Below are 17,533 nucleotides of genomic sequence, written 5' to 3'. Positions count from 1 at the left end.
GCGAATCTGAGGTTCGCACTTATAAGTAGGTGCGGAAGTAACTTCCGCACCAGTTTTTACTCCTTTCAAAGTAATTTAACAGCAACCCGAGCCAGGTGCGCAGCAGGCGGCGGCTGCAGGTTTATCGCCGTACACGGTAATGCTGTAAATGCCGGTATTGCTCTCGCGGAAAGCCCTGATACCAGCTTCGTCCAGGTAATCTTTCAGGATCTCGTCGGGCACGTGAATGACTTTTTCTTTCTGCACCACTACGTTCTCAAAACCGGCTTCCCGGATGATGTTCAGGTAAGCTTCTTTCTGGATGGCGCCCGACACACAACCGGCATACATTTCGGCAGCATTTACCAGACCGGCAGGCAACTCCCCAACCAGCACCACATCCGAAATACTGAAATGGCCGCCCGGCTTCAGTACACGGTAGGTTTCGGCGAAGGCTTTCTTTTTATCTGGTACCAGGTTCAGCACACAGTTACTGATCACTACATCCACGCGGTTGGCAGCCAATGGCAGATCCTCTATCTCGCCCTGTCGGAATTCTACGTTGTTAAAGTTCAGTTTCCCGGCGTTGTCGCGGGCTTTGGCGATCATGGCATCGGTCATATCCACACCAATCACTTTGCCGGTCTCACCAACTACAGCACGGGCCACAAAGCAATCGTTACCGGCTCCGGAGCCTAAATCCAGTACGGTGTCTCCTTTTTTGATCTGCGCAAACTCGGTAGGCACACCACAGCCCAGTCCAAGGTCGGCATCGGGGTTGTAGCCTTCCAGTTCGGTATAGTTGTCGGCAAAAATGGCGTAGTCTACGGTGCAGCAGCCAGTGGCGCCACAGCACGAGGCTTCGTTCTGTTCTTTGCTCTGCAGCGCTATTTCGCTGTATTTATCTTTTACGATCTGTTTTAATTCTTCTGCCTTGTTCATAGTTGTAAGGTTTAAAATTTATCGGTATTTTACGATTAAAGCGTTCAAAAAATTTTAGCAGCAGCTGGTGCCGCACGAAGTATAACTGGCAAACAGTTGCTGCAGCAGTACTTGGGCATGCTTCCAGGCTTTTTCATCAATGCAATAACACACTTTTTTACCGTCAATATCGCCTTTTATCAAGCCGGCCTCTTTCAGCTCTTTCAGGTGCTGCGACACGGTAGACTGAGACAGCGGCAATTCATCCACAATATCGCCACAGATACAGGCACTGCGCTCCAGTAAAATGCGCAGGATGGCCACACGCGCCGGGTGTGCCAGGGCTTTGGCATAAGCGGCTAGGGTCAGTTCGGCATCGGTAAAGGCTTCAGTCTTAGTAGCTCCCATTTCTATCGTTTGTATTTATCGTAATATTACGATGATGAAAATAAAAAGTAAAGCATCGGGCTGATTTTTTTTACGGAACTATAGTTGGGCAACTATAAACTTAGCGCCTTAGCTGCGTAAACGGGGTAATGCAGCAGGAAACTATAGTTGGCGTTGACATTGGCACAACCAGCACCAAAGCCGTGGCTTTTAGTACAGCCGGTAAGCTGCTGTTTCAGTATGCTGTAGAATATCCCATCTATAGTTCGCAGCCCGGTTACGCCGAGCAGGACCCGGAAGTGGTTTTTAATGCGGTACTGCAAACCCTTAAAACCATAGTGGCCCAGATACGGCAGGCAAACTATAGGTTGGTTGGGGTGAGTTTTAGTAGCGCCATGCATAGTTTAATAGCGCTGGATGCCGAGGGTAAATTACTGACCAATTGTATAATATGGGCCGATACGCGCAGCAAATTACAGGCAGAAAAGCTGAAGCAGAGCGAGACAGGGCACAGCATTTACCTGCACACCGGCACGCCGCTGCACCCCATGGCCGTGTTGCCCAAACTGATGTGGCTGCGCGAGCAATTGCCGCAAATACACCGCAAAGCCGTCCGGTACATTGGTATAAAAGAGTATGTATGGCACAGGCTGTTCGGCGAGTTTGTGGTCGATCATTCGGTGGCGTCGGCTACGGGTTTGTTCAACATCTTCGACCTGGCCTGGCACCAGGAAGCGCTGCAGTTAGCCGGCATAACCGAAGTGCAGCTCTCCAGGCCCGTACCTACCACATACTGCAACTATAGTTTAAAACCAACTTACAGCGAAGCCCTGCATCTGCCCGAAAATGTGCCGTTTATAGTTGGGGCCAACGATGGCTGCCTAGCTAACCTGGGCGCCAATGCCATTGCCGACGGACATGTAGCCGTCACGATCGGGACAAGCGGGGCGGTGCGCGTGATGGCCCGGCAACCTGTTACCGACAAACAACAGCGGCTTTTCAGTTATGTGCTCTCATCGGGCAATTATGTACTGGGCGGCGCCGTAAACAACGGGGGCGTGTTGCTGCAATGGTTCCGGGATACGTTCTATCCTTCTGAAACCGCTTCGGCCCGAACCCTGAACGAAGACCCATACGCGCTGCTCTGCCACGAAGCGGAGACTATACCCGCCGGAGCCGATGGCCTGTTATTTCTGCCTTATTTGTTAGGTGAGCGGGCGCCGATCTGGGATGCCGGGGCGCGGGCAGGTTTCATTGGGTTGCAGCTGCACCACACCCGTGCGCATTTTGTAAGAGCCCTGCTGGAGGGCATTACGTTCAACCTTTATAGTGTGGCCCAGGCATTGGAGCAGCTCACCGGCCCCATTCATAAAGTGTATGCCAATGGTGGTTTTTCGCGCTCGCCGTTCTGGGTACAGTTGCTGGCCGATGTGTTCAACAAAGAAGTACACCTGACCGAAACTTATGAGAGCTCAGCTTTTGGTGCAGCTATTCTTGGGTTATATGCGCTGGGCAGGATCAACAGCCTGGAGGAAGCTGCGCAATTAGTAACTATAAGTAAAACCTATACGCCCAACCCGGGAAATAACCGCCTTTACCAGCAAATATACCGCATTTTCGAAACCCTTTACCCTAAGCTGAAAGAAACCTTTGACCAGCTGGATGCACTGCGGCATGAACCATAGCCCTTTATAACGAGTAAACTTTACTTAACTATAGTTGGATAAAAAGAAAAGAGAGATGCAGATAGGACTTGTCGGGTTAGGAAAAATGGGCTATAACCTGGCCCTGAACCTCCGCGACCACCAGCACCAGGTTGTGGCCTACGATATTAATCCGGAGTTTCTGGAGAAAGCCACCACCGAAGGAATTACACCCGCTTATACGTTACCGGAGGTGGCGCAAAAACTAACCGGCCGCAAAGTGATCTGGATCATGGTGCCCGCCGGGGAGCCTGTAGATGCCGTTATTGCGCAGCTTTTGCCCCATCTGCAACCCCACGACATTCTCATAGATGGAGGAAACTCCAACTATAAGGATTCTATAGTTAGGGCTGAAAAACTGCGCGAACAGCAGATCTTTTTCCTAGACTGTGGCACAAGCGGCGGATTAAGCGGAGCCCGAAACGGTGCCTGCACCATGGTAGGCGGCGACCCGGATGCCTTTGCCTATGTAGAGCAGCTATTCAAGGATATTTCGGTGGAGAAAGGCTATCTGTACACGGGCAAACCTGGCAGCGGACATTTTGTGAAGATGGTGCACAACGGAGTGGAATACGGCATGATGCAAGCCATAGCCGAAGGCTTTGAAGTGCTGCACAAAAGCGATTTCGGGCTGGACTACAAGGAAGTGGCGCGTGTCTGGAACCATGGCTCGGTGGTGCGTAGCTGGCTGATGGAACTGGTAGAGAACGCCTTCAGCAAAGACCCGGAGCTTTCAACTATAAAAGGCATCATGCACTCGTCCGGCGAAGGCAAATGGACCCTGGAAACGGCCCTGGATATGCAGGTGCCCACGCCGGTAATTGCCCTTTCTGTTTTAATGCGCTACCGCTCTTACGAAGCTGATACCTTCTCGGGGAAAGTGGTAGCGGCCCTGCGAAACGAGTTTGGCGGGCATAAGGTGGAGCAGGCGGAGTAAACTATAGTTTATATGTCTGTTTAAAAGGCATACGCAGCAAACAAACCTGCATTTACTGTGGTCATTGGTTGTTTATAGTTGATCTTGTTGCCCTGTGCGTCTGGCATCTCAAAAATAGGTTTCCCGGAAAGTATTCCTGTTTCCAGGCCAATGCTCCAACGATCAAAATTCTGTTTGAGACCAACATGCAATCCATACGCCAATGCGGTGCTTCGATCTGCTTTGTGATCTATAGTTCCGTAAGGTGTTGCTATAGTTACTTTTGCCCGCCGGTTAAAAGCCGCTCCAACCGATCCTTTCAGATAGAACAGCTTATCGCCGGTTTGCATCCGGTAATACACATCAGCCAGCGTAAATACCGATTGCCAGGGCTCACTTTCCCGGTTCAGCACCAACTTATCGGTAGGGTCGGCAAATTTATCCAGGTTAAAAGGATTGCGACGCAGGGCAAATGTGGCGCCTGCAGCCCAGCGCGGGTTTATAGTTCTGTTGTAGCTCAGTTGCAGCAACGGCCCGGACATGGCAAAGGCCGGGTAATCCTCTTCAAAATCATCACTACTGAAGTTGCCCACCGGAAATGCACCGCCAAACTGCAATCGTATCCCGGAACTATAGTTGGCTACGTCCTGCGCAGCTATAGTAAAGCCAGTAAAAACCAGTAAAGCCGTAAGTACAAGCTGTTTCATGTAGGTAGCTTAAAAAGTGATCTGGTGTTGCAGAACCTGCCCCGGAGCTAATCTTATAGTTTGGTTGCTGGTGGTTTGGGAGCCGGCTTTATTTTTGACGGACCGGATAACAATATCCTCGTTTGCAGCTACTGCTATAGTTGTCTGAGCATTTCCGGCAGTCAGGTATGCGCCCACTGAACAACCATAAGATGTACCGCTAACTCCAGCATCCATTAAAATACTACTTTGAATATTGTCTCCGTTAGCCATAGCCTGCGGATTGCTTACCTGCAACACGAGTTGCGCCTTCCGGGGCAGGTTATAGTTGGCATTAATGGTGGTGTTCCGCTCCAGGTCGGTATATTCCAGTAACAGGTTATCGCCCAGACAGAACAGGTAAGTGTTTTTGTCTGCACTGGCTTTAACCTGGAAGTAACTAGTGTTGGTATATTCGTTCGGCAGTTCATCGTCCTGGATAAGGAAGCGAAGCTCGAAGTTGCCGTTGGCATCGGTGGTAGTGATGGCTTTGCGGCGGGTATTGCTCGTTATAGCCGGGGAAGAATAAGTATACCAGTTCACTTCCAGCGTTACACCGGCTAAGGGTTTGGTTCTACCATCGGTAGTAAGTTTACCTTTAATTACCGTACAGGAGCCGGGACAGTATTTGCTTATAAAATCGTCGGATTGCGTATGGCAACTGCTCAGGAACAGCAACAGCCAGCTAAGTAAAAAGGATAGTTTTGTTTTCATTTGAAGGAAGCTTAGCGCAATTCAAATGCAATATAGCAAATTCTAAATGCCAGAACAAAGTGTCTTATTTAAGCAGGTCCTGGTGCTGTTCATTTTTGGCGATGTATTTAGCTACAACGGGGCAGGTGGCAATTACTAACAAACCATTGTCGCGGGCAAAGCACAGGCCGTGCTCGATCAGTTGCTGGGCTATGCCTTTGCCCCTTGCCGATTCGGGTACAAAGGTGTGGGTAAAATCTATCTCTTTTTCAGATGGGCAGGCATAGGCCAGTTCTGCTTCTTCGTCGCCTTCCAGGGGTGCGGTGAACTGCTGGTATTTTGCTTCGTGCACGATCTTTACATCCATAACTGTATAGTTTATAGTTGTAGCTTTACGCAGCAACCGCTTTTTTGGGCGAACCGGTAGCTATAAAACGATAGTTAGGCCAGTATCATTTTAATATGGTCGATGCCGTCTTCGTCGTACACATCGCTGCTCTGCACAAACCCGAAGCTCTCGTAAAACTTTTTGGCGTATAGTTGCGCCCCGATCTTAATTGGCCCTTCCCCAAAAAGCCTGCGGCATTCTGCTATCGAGAACGCTACCAACTGCTTGCCAACACCAGTTCCGCGCACTTTCATGCTGGTAACAATCCGGCCAATCGACATTTCAGGGTAACTTAGCCCCGGCGGTACCAAACGCGCACAGGCAACCAGTTCCTGCTGCGCATCATAAAACAGAACATGGTGGCATTGCTGGTCTTTGTTGTCCTGGTCCAGAAAAATACAGTTCTGTTCTACCACAAAAACATCGCTGCGCAGGCGTAGCAGGTCGTATAGTTCTGTGTTGGTAAGGTCGGTAAAATGTTTACAGATAGTGGTAAGGGACATATGCTAAAAGTATGAACTGCCACAAAGGTAAGGCACCGGAACGGGTAATCAGAAACAACAGTCCGGAATTATCTGTAACCGTGCCAGACAGGGTGTATATCCCTAAAATATATAGTGTAGATTATATTGTTTTTTTTATACATTTACTTCTGCTTATAACCTGCCCCCGCAACTTATGAAACTACCATTCCGTGCCGATTCAGAAACTGAAAAGGTGCTTGAAAACAAGCTTGTTACAATTGTTTACGCCCCGGCCGAGTCCTGCATTCTGCTAAAGTGGAAGCGGCAGATCGATCTGCAGGAGCGCAAAGAGACTTTTTTATGGGCTTACCATTTTTCAAAAGAAAGAAAGGTAAGGAACTGGCTCATTGATGACGAAGAGATCTACATCATCACGTCGGAAGAAAAAAGATGGGTAGAAAACGAATGGACACAAATAGTTGCCGACTCCGGGATCGAGAAAATTGCCGTTTATCTGCCCGAGGAAGCCTACAATGCCATCCAGACGAACACAGAGTTTACCAGAAAAGCCCAGCAAAACTATAAGCACCACGGCAAAACCGAGCACGAAGTATTTACAGATTACGAGACAGCCATGCTCTGGCTCCGGTCTTAAGCAAAGCCGAACTATAAAACAAAAGCCCTGCAGGTGGTAACCTGCAGGGCTTTTTAATGTGCAACTATAGTTGCTTACTTTTTAGAGCTGCCAGCCGGCACCGGGAAACCGCGGTCGCGCATCAGGGCATCTATTTTGGCATCGCGGCCACGGAACAGTTTGTATGCTTCGGCCGGGTCCATGGAGTTGCGTGGGGCAAACAGGTATTTCACCAGTCTGGCTGCTACTTCCTTGTCATAAAACCCGCCTGGCGCTTCCTCAAATGCTTCGGCGGCGTCAGAAGTTAGTACATCGGCCCACAAGTAACCATAGTAACCAGTAGCATACCCCTCGCTGCTGAACACGTGCCCGAAGTGTGGCGTGCGGTGGCGCATTACTACTTCTTTCGGCATGTTCATAGCAGCCAGCGTCTCGCGCTCAAACTTATCAGGGTCTAAACCGTTCGGGTCGGTAAGGTGCAGTTTCATATCCATAATGGCGGATGCCAGGTATTCGGTTGTCTCAAAGCCCTGGTTAAACGTAGCCGCTTTCTTTATTTTGGCTACCAGATCGGCCGGCATCGGCTTGCCGGTTTCGTGGTGCTTCAGGAACTGGTTTATCACCTTGTCAGTAGACAGCCAGCGCTCCAGCAACTGCGACTGGAACTCGGTATAGTCTCTAACGCCGCTGTTCAGCGTAGGATATTTTACGTTAGATGCCAGGAAGTGCAGCGCGTGGCCGAACTCGTGGAAGAACGTTGTCGCATCATCCCAGGAAACCAGCACAGGCTCGCCCGGGGCAGGCTTCACAAAGTTAGAGTTGTTGGATGCCAGCACCGTCTCTTTGCCATCGAACGTTGTGTGGGCGCGGTACGTAGTGGCCCAGGCACCCGAGCGCTTGCCCTGGCGTGCGAATGGGTCTAAGTACCACAGGCCAATGTGCTCGCCGGTTGTTTTATCGGTTACCTCCCAAACCTTCACATCCTCATGGAAAACCGGCACGGTGCCCTCGGCTACTGGTGTAAACTTAAAGTTGAACAGCTCGCCTGCCGTAAAGAACATAGCCTGTGTCAGGTTGCCCAGCTCCAGGTATTGCTTTACTTCGTTTGAGTTCAGGTCGTACTTCTGCTTGCGCACTTTTTCGGCGTAGTAGCGGTAGTCCCAGGGCTGTATCATGATTTTGGTTTTGCTGGTAGCATTGGCCAGTTTCTGCATGTCGGCTACTTCTTCCTTCACGCGGGCAATGGCAGCAGGCCATACAGCGTTCATCAGGGCCATTGCGTTTTCCGGGTTTTTGGCCATGCGGTTCTGCAGGCGCCACTCGGCATAGTTATCAAAGCCCAGCAGTTTTACGCGCTCGTTGCGCAGTTTCAGTATTTTGGCAATGTTGGCGTTATTGTCCTTGTCGTCGCCGTTATCGCCGCGCGAGTAGTAGGTGTTCCATACTTTCTCGCGCAGGGCACGCTCATCCGAATAGGTCAGGAACTGGTCCATGCTGGAGCGGGTGTTGGTAACGGCATACATACCTTCTTTGCCATTGTCGGCGGCCGCTTTGGCAGCAGCTTTCACAAACGACTCCGGAAGTCCGCTCAGCTGGTCTTTGGTCAGGTAGGTTACGTAATTTTCCTCGTCGGCCAGCACGTTGTTAGAGAAAGCCGTGTACAGCGACGACAGCTCTTTGTTGATCTCGGCATAGCGTTTTTTGGCTTCCGGGCTCAGGTCGGCGCCTTCCATGGCAAAGCCTTCGTACACTAATTGCACCACACGTTGCTGGTCAGCCGGTAAGGGGTTCTTCCGGGAGTTTTCGTATACCGTTTTAATGCGCTGAAACAGTTTCTCGTTCTGGTTTATTTTAGACGAGAATTCAGAGATCTTTGGTGCCATCTCGGCCTGCACCTTGCGGAACTCCGGCGTAGATACGTTGCTGCTCCAGATGCCATAGTACGTAAACACGCGGCCCAGTTCTTCGCCGGCGCGCTCCATGGCTTCTATCGTATTCTCGAAGGTAGCTGGCTGCGGGTTATTGGCAATAGCCTCGATCTCGGCCAGGTTCATAGCCATCGCCTTTTCCATTGCTGGTTTCAGGTCGGCCAGGTTCATCTTATCAAAGGCCGGTACACCACCGTAGGGGCCTGTCCATTCTTTTAAAAGCGGGTTGGTTTCTGGTTTCTGTTGCTCCATGGCAGTTGTAGTTTGCTGCGACTGCTGGGTGGTTGTGGTAGTAGTACAGCTTGCCAGGGCCAGCACAGCCATCAGACCGGTTATTTTACCGGTTTTGGTGATCTTATTTTTCATGAGTAAGGGTAATAGTACAATAAAAACAGGCCCATCTTGTCCTGATTCATGCACAAGATACAAAAATCATGCTGATAAACTGCAACCGGCACCCGAACGACAGGCCTGGAACCACATACAGGCAGTTTACTAATTTTCTGTGGCAGCAACTATAGTTACAATGACAAGCATCATGTTTCGCGATGTTTAAACTTCCGACATTTGCCTGTTTTTAACAGAAACCTATGCAACAGGTAACCTATAACAAAGCTATAGTCTGGTGGCTGCTGAGCGGTGTATTGCTTATTGTGGTCATGGTCGTAATTGGTGGCATTACCCGGCTTACCGGATCCGGGCTTTCTATCGTGGAATGGAACGTGATCTCCGGCACCCTGCCGCCGCTGAACGAGGCTGCCTGGATGGTTGCTTTTGAGAAATATAAACAGTTTCCCGAATATCAGAAGCTGAACTATAGCATGACGCTGGATGGGTTTAAAAGCATTTTCTGGTGGGAGTACCTGCACCGTTTGCTGGGCCGCCTGATCGGGCTTGTGTTTATAGTTCCGTTCCTGTATTTCTGGTTCACGGGTCAGTTTGCCGGTTGGCTGAAACGCAGAATGCTGCTGATACTTTTGCTGGGCATGGCACAAGGACTGATGGGCTGGCTGATGGTAAAAAGCGGCCTGGTTGAAAACCCGCACGTGAGCCATTACCGGCTGGCGGCACACCTTTGCCTGGCACTCGCGCTTATCGGTACGCTGCTCTGGACCATAGCTGACCTGGCGCTTCCAGCCCGCAACTATAGTTTACCCGGAACTATAAAACGGTATGCTGGCCTGGTGTTTTTTATAGTGCTGCTGCAGATCGTGCTGGGTGCATTTGTGGCCGGGTTAAAGGCTGGTTTTTCGTACAATACATACCCGCTTATGAACGGCGAACTGCTGCCATCGCACCTGCAGGGCCATTTGGGTTGGGGTAATTTTCTGGAGAATGGTGTATTTGTACAGTTCCTGCACCGCTGGGTGGCTGTGGTAGTGTTGCTGGTGGTATTGGGTGCCTGGCTAACTGCCCGTAAGTCGGCCTACCCCGATGTAAGAACGATAGCAGGCCTGCTGTTGCTGACCACACTGGTGCAGGTAGTGCTGGGCATTGGTACGCTACTGCTGGCCGTGCCGGTAATTTGGGGTGTGCTGCACCAGGCCATGGCCGTAGTGCTGTTTGGCCTGAGCGTGCTGCTCCTGCACCAGGCAACTTCCCGACCAACTATAGGTACGCCAGCCAAACTATAGCTTGGTAGCGGCAGGGCAGGTTTTGCATTAAACCGTGAAGTCTGAAAAAGGGCCTTGCCGCAGGCAGTTATTTTACGGGCCGCTCCGTATAATGGGGTATGGACCTTTCCCTCTTCAACACATTTTCTACAAGAGCCCGGTTCGAGATCGTTTGGGAACACGGTATATTTATCGCTTACCGTGGGCGCAGGGGTTACCGGATAGAACTATACGACCTCGGTAATTTTGTGGCAGAACTATGGTTTAACCCCGAAACCAACGTGCTGGCCTTAGTGCGTGGCTACAAGAGCCAGAAAGCGCTCGATCCCTTTCTCGACCAGATCAATCTTAAAAAGATGTTTAACTAAACAGATGGCGCTGTATTCCTGTTAAGCACTTTTAGCGGACTTATAACGCTTTGCCGGCCGGGTGTTTTACCCGCGGCAGCTGGTCCGGCAACATATCTGTTCTATTTAGTGCACATGTTTGGGTTCATTTTTTTTAATTTGCCGTTTGGTAGAACACCACCTGTACGTACTCACACCCTTAGCGAATGAACTTTATCAAGAACCTGAAAATACGGGACAAGCTTTTACTGCTGCTGTTGCTGCTGCTTATTCCGGTAATGTATTTTGCTGTAACTACCATTCAGGAGCAGGTAGCTGCCAACGATGCCCTGCAACTGGAAGCCCTACAGTTAGAGGAATCTGAAAAGATATCTGAACTGGTGCACGTGCTGCAGAAAGAGCGCGCCCGCATATTAATGGTAGCCTATGGCGACTCGGCCTACCTGGCAGAAGCCAACAGCCTGCGTGCCGCCACCGACCGCGCCGACCGCGACCTGAAGGACTTTCTGGCTGCCTCTAACCGGCAGTTCCCGGACCTCGCCCGGCTCAACGAGATGCAAACCTACCGCCAGGCACTTGACAAGAATGAGCTCGACGAAGAAAAGTTTCGTGCCTACTCTGCAGACCTGATCTTTCAGTTACTGGACCGCATCAACGACAACGCCAATGGCATCAGCAACCTCCGGATAACGCAACAACTGCAAAGTTTCCGGAACCTGGCCGAAGCAAAGATACACCTGGGACGTATGCGCAGCCTGCTGATGCGTGTGTTGCAGGACGACAGCTTCTCGCACGAGGAGTTTGCCCAGTTCATGTCGCAGCTCCAGAACTACAGGCGCATGCTGGTGCTCTTTAACCGCGGCGCCAGCCCCGAGGCCTTAAAAAGTGTACAGGCTGTACAAACCACCGACAACTATAAGAAGGTTTCCGTTCTACTGCAGTCTCTTGAAAACAACCCGCAGCAGAGCCTGGAAGCGTATGAGGCAGGTCCGGTTTTCGATATTTTTACAAGGAGCATAGAGGATTACCGCACCGCTGAAAACGAACTTATCCGTCAGATACGGACGCAGGTGTTAGGGGAGATAGCCCAGAAAGAGCAGAACATGACGATTCTGGTCATCTCGATCGTGGCGCTGCTGGTGCTGGTTACCATCCTGTCCATTTACATCATCAACCTGATCTCCACGTCGCTGGCGGCGCTTAAAACAGCAGCAGAGCGTATTAAACTGGGTGCTACCGATGTTAAAATCGATATCTATAGTTCTGATGAGATAGGCAGTGTGGCTTCCTCTTTCAGGGGAGTAATAAACAAATCGGTGGTGCTGGCCAATGTGGCCCAGACTATAGGCGAAGGCCGCTACGATGTGGAAGTGCCGGTACAGAGCAAGGAAGATGTGCTCAGCCTGGCTATCCGCGACATGAAAGACAACCTGCATGTGCTCACCACCGAGAACGCAAACCGCAACTGGGTATTGTCCGGGGTGGCAGAGCTCAACAACCAGGTAAGCAGCGAGACATCCGTAGAGCGTGTGGCCGAAAAAGCTATTACATTCCTGAGCCACTATACCGATGCCGAAACCGGAATTCTGTACCTGCATAACAGCAGCGGCAGACTGGCGCCTGTTGCAGCGCATGGCGTGCCTGTTCCGCTTCAGCAGCTTCCGGTTTTCGAGATCGGTAGCGGAAAAGTAGGGCAGGCGGTGCGCGAACGCCAGGTGCTGGTACTGGACAATGTGCCGGATGAATACCTGCGGATCCGGTCGGGCCTGGCAGAAGTGCAGCCGGCATCGGTGGTGATAGTGCCGCTATACTTTGGCCGAACTATAGTTGGTGCCCTGGAACTATGCTCGCGACAGCCGCATACGCCGTTGCAGCAACGCTTCCTTGATGCGGTAGCCGAGCGCCTTTCTGTTGTGATTCACACCCTGCAGGCCCATCTGCAGACACAGGAACTACTGTACGAAACACAGAACCAGGCCGAAGAACTGGAAACCCAGCAGGAAGAGCTGCGCCAGCTGAACGCCGAACTGAAGGCGTCGGAAGAAGAGCTGCGCGTAAACCAGGAAGAGCTACAGGAAAAGAACACCGAACTGGAAGAAAAGGCCCAGTTGCTGGAAGAACAATACGAAGCACTGGGTGTAAAGAACAAAGCCCTGGAAGATGCCCGCGAAGCCATAGAGCTTAAAATGCAGCAGGTAGAGCAGGTAAGCAAGTACAAGAGCGATTTCCTGGCCAACATGAGCCACGAGCTGCGAACGCCGCTCAACAGTATCCTTATCCTGTCCAGGTTGTTGGCTGATAACGTGGAAAATACGCTGTCGACCAAGCAGATAGATCATGCCCAGATCATCCATAAATCCGGCAACGACCTGCTGCGCCTGATAAACGAGATACTGGACCTGAGCAAGATAGAGTCGGGGGTGGTGAAGCTGGAGACCGAGGAGGTGAAGCTGGATGATATTAAAATGGAGCCGATCTTCCGGGAAATGGCTGCCCGGAAAAAGATACGCTACAACGAAAAAGTAGCACACCAGTCCTTCGATACCATCGTGACCGACCGGTTCAGGCTGGAACAGGTACTGAAGAACTTTATCGGAAACGCCATCAAGTTTACCGACGAGGGCGGCGAAGTAGAACTATCCATTTATGAAGTAAAACAGCGGCCGGCATTTAAGTCGGAGCAGTTGCGCGAGCAGCCTGAGGTAGTAGCGTTTGCCGTACGCGATACGGGCATCGGTATACCTGCTGATAAACTGGATGTGGTGTTTGAAGCCTTTCAGCAGGCCGATACCTCTACTACCCGCAAGTACGGCGGCACCGGTCTGGGGCTAACTATAAGCAAAGAGCTGGCAACCCTGCTGGGCGGCGAAGTGATGGTGGAAAGCGAGCCGGGCAAGGGCAGTACCTTTACCCTGTACCTGCCGCGCGAGCCCCGTGTCACCGAAGCGAAAAAGCCGCAACCGGTAAAGCAAACCAACGGCACCAACTATAGCCGGGCCAACTCGGTAAGCAAACTACTGGATAAGGTGGAGCAACAACCGGGCAAGTTGAACGAGGATGTATCGCTGCTGATCGTGGAAGATGACAAAGGCTTCAGCGACATACTGGCTGACTTTGCGAGATCCAGAAACTTTAAAGTGCATCAGGCCTACACCGGTACCGATGGTCTGAACCAGGCCCGCGTACAGCGGCCCGACGCCATGCTACTTGATATTCAGTTGCCTGATATGAGCGGATGGGACGTGCTGAAGCAGTTACGCGAAGACAAGGCCCTGCGCAAAACCAACGTGCACGTAATGTCGGCTTATGACAAGGAAGTGATAGGCGCGCACGAAGGCCACGAAGAATATCTGCCAAAACCAGTAACGCTGGAGATGCTGAACAAAGCCTTTACAACTATAGCTGATTCCTCGGGCACTTCTATCCGGAATGTCCTGATCGTGGAAGACAATGAGATAGAAAACAAGGCGGTGTCGGAGCTGCTGCTGGCGCATGGCATCAAGTCCGCTTCGGCATACACGGCCGAGGAAGCGGAACAGGTGCTGGCCAAGCAAAAAGTAGACTGCATCATTCTGGACCTGAACCTGCCGGGCATGAAAGGCTACGACTGGATGAAAAAGCTGAAAGCCAACCCGGGCCTTTCTGATATCCCAATCATTATTTACTCGGGCAAAGACCTGAGCGAAGACGAGGAGAATGCCCTGCGTGCATTTGCCAATACAGTTATCATTAAAAACGAATACTCGTACCTGCGCCTGCTGGATGAAGTGCAGCTGTTCCTGCACCGGGTTAACCAGAAACTACCGGCCGGCCCGGGCTTTAAAATGAAGCTGCATGTGCCCGAAGAAGTACTGAAAGGCAAAAGAGTGCTGGTAGTGGATGATGACGTGCGCAACATTTACTCGCTGAGCAGCCTGCTGGAAATGAACGGCATGGAAGTGGCAGTAGCCTACAACGGAAAGGAAGCACTGGAAAAGCTGCAGCAGGAAGAGGAAATAGACATAGTGCTGATGGACGTGATGATGCCGGAAATGGATGGCATAGAAGCAACAAAACGAATCCGGGCGATTTCTCGTTTTAAGCAACTTCCTGTGATTGCACTTACAGCAAAAGCCATGAAAGAAGACCGGGAGAAATGCCTGCAGGCCGGTGCATCCGATTATATACCAAAACCTGTGGATACCGATAAATTACTGACCTTAATGCGCGTGTGGCTATATGAAGCTTAGCAGCGATGCACAGTTTGAGCAGGAGGTAGAAGTCCTGATTGGGGAGATAAAACAACACTACGGCTACGATTTCAGCGGGTATGCGCGGGCCTCGGTGTACCGCCGGGTAAAGCGGTTTATGGGGCAGAAAGGCCTGGAAAACATGCAGCAGCTACGCGAACCGTTGTTCTCCGACAGCTTCTTTTTTGAGGTGTTTCTGCAGGATGTGACCGTGAACGTGACCGAGATGTTCCGTGATCCGTCGTTTTTCCTGTCGTTGCGGCAAAACGTGCTGCCGTTGCTTTCTACGTATCCCTATATCAAGATCTGGGATGCGGGCTGCTCGACCGGCGAGGAGCTTTTTTCGCTGGCCATATTGCTGCAGGAAGAAGGCCTGCTGAACCGTACCAAAATTTACGCCACCGATATAAACCAGAAAGTGCTCCGGCAGGCAAAAGAGGGTATTTTTCCGGTGAGCCGGATACCGGCCTACACGGCAGCCTACTATGCAGCGGGAGGCAAGCAGGAATTTTCGGGCTACTACCGCAGCAACTATGGCAATGCCAAGTTTAACTCGGAACTGGTCCGGAACGTGGTATTTTACCCGCATAACCTGGCCACCGATTCGTCTTTCAATGAGTTTCATCTTATTCTGTGCCGCAATGTGCTGATCTACTTTGGCCGTGAGCTGCAGGAGCGGGTGCTTAATTTGTTTGATGAGAGTCTGGTAAGCCTGGGCTATTTAGGGCTGGGCAAGAAAGAAACACTGGCTATGTCGGGGATAAGCCCCTACTATAACGCAGTAGATAAAACTAACCGGATTTACCGGAAACTGAACTGATGCAGCGCGTACCGGAACTTGTGGTGATAGGAGGCTCCTGGGGCGGCATACAGGCTGCCCTGCAGATACTCAAAGGTCTGCCGCCAAACTATAGTTTGCCTATAGTGCTGGTACTGCACCGCCTGCGCGACCAGGAAGGCAACCTGCAGGAGATTTTTGAACGGAAAACCAGGCTAACCACCGTCGAGATAGAGGACAAGCAACAGCTGGTTCCGGGTATGCTGTACCTGGCGCCCCCGAATTACCATGTGCTGCTGGAGAACGACCGGACCTTTGCCCTGGATGACTCGGAACTGGAGAATTATTCAAGGCCATCGATCGATGTTACCTTTACCAGCGCCGCCGATGTGTACGGCGACCAGGTAGCCGGCATCATACTAAGCGGCGCCAGCAGTGATGGAAGTTCAGGATTAAAGTATATCTTTGAGAAAGGTGGAACTGCTTTGGTGCAGCAACCCCAGGAAGCAGAAATAGATACCATGCCCCTGGCAGCCATACGGGCAACTCCCGGCTGCCGCATCATGCAATTAATTGATATTCAGGAGTTTTTACTTTCCTTACATGTTAACTGACCCGCAAACAACACCACCGGTATTTGCAAGTACTACAGATGCACAGCAGATGAAGGTACTTTTGGTAGATGATATGCCAGAGAACCTGGTAAGCCTGGAAAGCATGCTCTCCACCGGCGATGAAAGTATCAGCTACCTGACAGCCCTATCCGGTGAGGAAGCCCTTAAAATTGCCCTGCAGGAAGAACTTGCCCTGATACTGCTGGATGTGCAGATGCCCGGCATGAACGGCTACGAAGTGGCCCGCTACCTGCGCGACATTTCCAAAACAAGGGATATACCGATCATTTTCGTGACGGCCATAAACGAGCAGGAAGTGCACGTGATTGAAGGATTTGAGGCAGGCGCCGTTGATTTTCTGTTTAAGCCGCTGCACCCTTATATTACAAGAGTAAAAGTAGCCAACTTTGTCCGGTTTTTCCGGCAGAAGAAGGAACTGGAGTACGTACATAAAGCTACCCTCGAAATTAACCAGCAACTGGAGGAGCGGGTAAAAGAGCGCACCAAAGAGCTTACCAAAGTAAACAAGGACCTCGACAACTTTGTATACACAGCCTCGCACGACCTGAAAGCACCTATCAGCAACATTGAAGGATTGGTAAAAGCCCTGTACGAGACCCTGCAGGAAAAAGAAGTGGAGCTGAGCGGCATTGATAATATCATGGACATGATCGACAGCTCGATCGGCAGGTTTAAAGCTACCCTGCGCGACCTGACCGAAGTTGCCAAAATAAATTACGAAGATGCTACCCCGCAGGAGCGTGTGCTGTTCAGTGAAGTGCTGGATGATGTAAAGCTGAGCATCAAAGACCTGATCCTGAAATATGATGCAACTATAACGGAGGATTTCAGTGCGGCGCCGGATATTCTGTTTTTTAGAAAGAACCTGCGCAGTATTTTGTACAACCTGGTTTCCAACTCCATTAAGTATAGTTCGCCGTTACGCAAACCCGAAATTAAGATAACCACCACACAGGCAGGCGAGTTTACGCTGCTGACAGTGCAGGACAACGGCCTTGGCGTGCGCAAGCAGGATAAGGATAAAGTGTTTGATATGTTCAGGCGACTGCACGGGCACGTAGAGGGCACCGGCGTAGGGCTGGCTATAGTAAAGCGCATTGTTGAGAACTGCGAAGGCCGCATTGAACTGGATGATAACCCAGACGGTGGTTGCACCTTTAAACTATACCTGAAGTAGACCCGACTATACGACC

At 51.0% G+C, this 17,533-nt stretch carries 16 protein-coding genes; 9 read left to right on the top strand and 7 right to left on the bottom strand.

Translation table 11 applies throughout. The annotated features are described in order from the left end of the window. Positions 1 to 75: 75 nt before the first annotated feature. Positions 76 to 921 carry an arsenite methyltransferase gene (locus H7F15_RS15390; RefSeq protein ID WP_185197881.1) on the bottom strand — a complete coding sequence of 282 codons (846 nt, stop codon included), beginning with the start codon at positions 919 to 921 and terminating at the stop codon, positions 76 to 78. A gap of 54 nt (positions 922 to 975) precedes the next feature. Further along, positions 976 to 1,308 carry a helix-turn-helix transcriptional regulator gene (locus tag H7F15_RS15385; RefSeq protein ID WP_185197880.1) on the bottom strand — a complete coding sequence of 111 codons (333 nt, stop codon included), beginning with the start codon at positions 1,306 to 1,308 and terminating at the stop codon, positions 976 to 978. Positions 1,309 to 1,436: 128 nt separating this feature from the next. On the opposite strand from H7F15_RS15385, the gene H7F15_RS15380 reads away from it, so the two are divergent. Then, positions 1,437 to 2,972: a gluconokinase gene (locus H7F15_RS15380; protein WP_185197879.1), complete on the top strand. Its 1,536-nt coding sequence runs from the start codon at positions 1,437 to 1,439 to the stop codon at positions 2,970 to 2,972. Positions 2,973 to 3,027: 55 nt separating this feature from the next. Further along, complete coding sequence (gene gnd / locus H7F15_RS15375) at positions 3,028 to 3,927, top strand: phosphogluconate dehydrogenase (NAD(+)-dependent, decarboxylating) (RefSeq protein WP_185197878.1); 900 nt, start codon at positions 3,028 to 3,030, stop codon at positions 3,925 to 3,927. A gap of 20 nt (positions 3,928 to 3,947) precedes the next feature. Here gnd and H7F15_RS15370 read toward each other — a convergent pair whose 3' ends face one another. The 4 genes from H7F15_RS15370 to H7F15_RS15355 all read right to left on the bottom strand — a co-directional run bounded on the left by H7F15_RS15370 (position 3,948) and on the right by H7F15_RS15355 (position 6,215). After that, positions 3,948 to 4,613 carry a hypothetical protein gene (locus H7F15_RS15370; RefSeq protein WP_185197877.1) on the bottom strand — a complete coding sequence of 222 codons (666 nt, stop codon included), beginning with the start codon at positions 4,611 to 4,613 and terminating at the stop codon, positions 3,948 to 3,950. A gap of 9 nt (positions 4,614 to 4,622) precedes the next feature. Then, positions 4,623 to 5,345 (bottom strand): hypothetical protein, encoded by a 723-nt coding sequence (locus H7F15_RS15365; RefSeq protein WP_185197876.1) that lies wholly within the window; start codon positions 5,343 to 5,345, stop codon positions 4,623 to 4,625. Positions 5,346 to 5,409: 64 nt separating this feature from the next. Further along, positions 5,410 to 5,691, bottom strand: coding sequence for a GNAT family N-acetyltransferase (locus H7F15_RS15360; protein ID WP_185197875.1), 282 nt, complete (start codon positions 5,689 to 5,691; stop codon positions 5,410 to 5,412). 74 nt (positions 5,692 to 5,765) lie between these two features. Continuing rightward, positions 5,766 to 6,215, bottom strand: coding sequence for a GNAT family N-acetyltransferase (locus tag H7F15_RS15355; protein ID WP_185197874.1), 450 nt, complete (start codon positions 6,213 to 6,215; stop codon positions 5,766 to 5,768). Positions 6,216 to 6,390: 175 nt separating this feature from the next. On the opposite strand from H7F15_RS15355, the gene H7F15_RS15350 reads away from it, so the two are divergent. Beyond that, entirely contained in the window at positions 6,391 to 6,831 is a 441-nt protein-coding gene (locus H7F15_RS15350) for a hypothetical protein (protein ID WP_185197873.1), read from the top strand. Positions 6,832 to 6,905: 74 nt separating this feature from the next. Here H7F15_RS15350 and H7F15_RS15345 read toward each other — a convergent pair whose 3' ends face one another. Continuing rightward, entirely contained in the window at positions 6,906 to 9,104 is a 2,199-nt protein-coding gene (locus H7F15_RS15345; RefSeq protein WP_221627098.1) for a M3 family metallopeptidase, read from the bottom strand. Positions 9,105 to 9,328: 224 nt separating this feature from the next. Between H7F15_RS15345 and H7F15_RS15340 the strand changes: the two genes are divergently transcribed. From H7F15_RS15340 to H7F15_RS15315, 6 genes are all read left to right on the top strand, one after another. Then, on the top strand, positions 9,329 to 10,372 hold the full coding sequence (locus H7F15_RS15340) for a COX15/CtaA family protein (protein ID WP_185197872.1): 1,044 nt from the start codon (positions 9,329 to 9,331) through the stop codon (positions 10,370 to 10,372). 98 nt (positions 10,373 to 10,470) lie between these two features. After that, the gene (locus H7F15_RS15335) at positions 10,471 to 10,719 is read left to right on the top strand and encodes a hypothetical protein (RefSeq protein ID WP_185197871.1); all 249 of its coding nucleotides are present in this window, start codon (positions 10,471 to 10,473) and stop codon (positions 10,717 to 10,719) included. 185 nt (positions 10,720 to 10,904) lie between these two features. Then, entirely contained in the window at positions 10,905 to 14,927 is a 4,023-nt protein-coding gene (locus H7F15_RS15330; RefSeq protein ID WP_185197870.1) for a response regulator, read from the top strand. Continuing rightward, entirely contained in the window at positions 14,917 to 15,747 is an 831-nt protein-coding gene (locus H7F15_RS15325; protein ID WP_185197869.1) for a protein-glutamate O-methyltransferase CheR, read from the top strand. The genes H7F15_RS15330 and H7F15_RS15325 overlap by 11 nt, the downstream gene beginning before the upstream one ends. After that, complete coding sequence (locus tag H7F15_RS15320; RefSeq protein WP_185197868.1) at positions 15,747 to 16,319, top strand: chemotaxis protein CheB; 573 nt, start codon at positions 15,747 to 15,749, stop codon at positions 16,317 to 16,319. Before H7F15_RS15325 ends, H7F15_RS15320 begins: the two co-directional genes overlap by 1 nt. Further along, positions 16,309 to 17,517 carry an ATP-binding protein gene (locus tag H7F15_RS15315; protein ID WP_185197867.1) on the top strand — a complete coding sequence of 403 codons (1,209 nt, stop codon included), beginning with the start codon at positions 16,309 to 16,311 and terminating at the stop codon, positions 17,515 to 17,517. Before H7F15_RS15320 ends, H7F15_RS15315 begins: the two co-directional genes overlap by 11 nt. Positions 17,518 to 17,533 lie beyond the last annotated feature (16 nt).

Source organism: Pontibacter sp. Tf4, assembly GCF_014212495.1.
Classification (GTDB): domain Bacteria; phylum Bacteroidota; class Bacteroidia; order Cytophagales; family Hymenobacteraceae; genus Pontibacter.
This window is presented reverse-complemented; position numbering and strand designations above follow the sequence as displayed.

Bases quoted from the DNA above. Each gene is read 5' to 3' on its own strand.
- H7F15_RS15360 (WP_185197875.1), bottom strand. From the start codon at position 5,691: ATGGATGTAAAGATCGTGCACGAAGCAAAATACCAGCAGTTCACCGCA.
- H7F15_RS15340 (WP_185197872.1), top strand. From the start codon at position 9,329: ATGCAACAGGTAACCTATAACAAAGCTATAGTCTGGTGGCTGCTGAGC.
- H7F15_RS15325 (WP_185197869.1), top strand. From the start codon at position 14,917: ATGAAGCTTAGCAGCGATGCACAGTTTGAGCAGGAGGTAGAAGTCCTG.
- H7F15_RS15370 (WP_185197877.1), bottom strand. From the start codon at position 4,613: ATGAAACAGCTTGTACTTACGGCTTTACTGGTTTTTACTGGCTTTACT.
- H7F15_RS15350 (WP_185197873.1), top strand. From the start codon at position 6,391: ATGAAACTACCATTCCGTGCCGATTCAGAAACTGAAAAGGTGCTTGAA.
- H7F15_RS15315 (WP_185197867.1), top strand. From the start codon at position 16,309: ATGTTAACTGACCCGCAAACAACACCACCGGTATTTGCAAGTACTACA.
- H7F15_RS15320 (WP_185197868.1), top strand. From the start codon at position 15,747: ATGCAGCGCGTACCGGAACTTGTGGTGATAGGAGGCTCCTGGGGCGGC.
- H7F15_RS15335 (WP_185197871.1), top strand. From the start codon at position 10,471: ATGGACCTTTCCCTCTTCAACACATTTTCTACAAGAGCCCGGTTCGAG.
- H7F15_RS15345 (WP_221627098.1), bottom strand. From the start codon at position 9,104: ATGAAAAATAAGATCACCAAAACCGGTAAAATAACCGGTCTGATGGCT.
- H7F15_RS15380 (WP_185197879.1), top strand. From the start codon at position 1,437: ATGCAGCAGGAAACTATAGTTGGCGTTGACATTGGCACAACCAGCACC.
- H7F15_RS15330 (WP_185197870.1), top strand. From the start codon at position 10,905: ATGAACTTTATCAAGAACCTGAAAATACGGGACAAGCTTTTACTGCTG.
- H7F15_RS15385 (WP_185197880.1), bottom strand. From the start codon at position 1,308: ATGGGAGCTACTAAGACTGAAGCCTTTACCGATGCCGAACTGACCCTA.
- H7F15_RS15390 (WP_185197881.1), bottom strand. From the start codon at position 921: ATGAACAAGGCAGAAGAATTAAAACAGATCGTAAAAGATAAATACAGC.
- H7F15_RS15365 (WP_185197876.1), bottom strand. From the start codon at position 5,345: ATGAAAACAAAACTATCCTTTTTACTTAGCTGGCTGTTGCTGTTCCTG.
- gnd (WP_185197878.1), top strand. From the start codon at position 3,028: ATGCAGATAGGACTTGTCGGGTTAGGAAAAATGGGCTATAACCTGGCC.
- H7F15_RS15355 (WP_185197874.1), bottom strand. From the start codon at position 6,215: ATGTCCCTTACCACTATCTGTAAACATTTTACCGACCTTACCAACACA.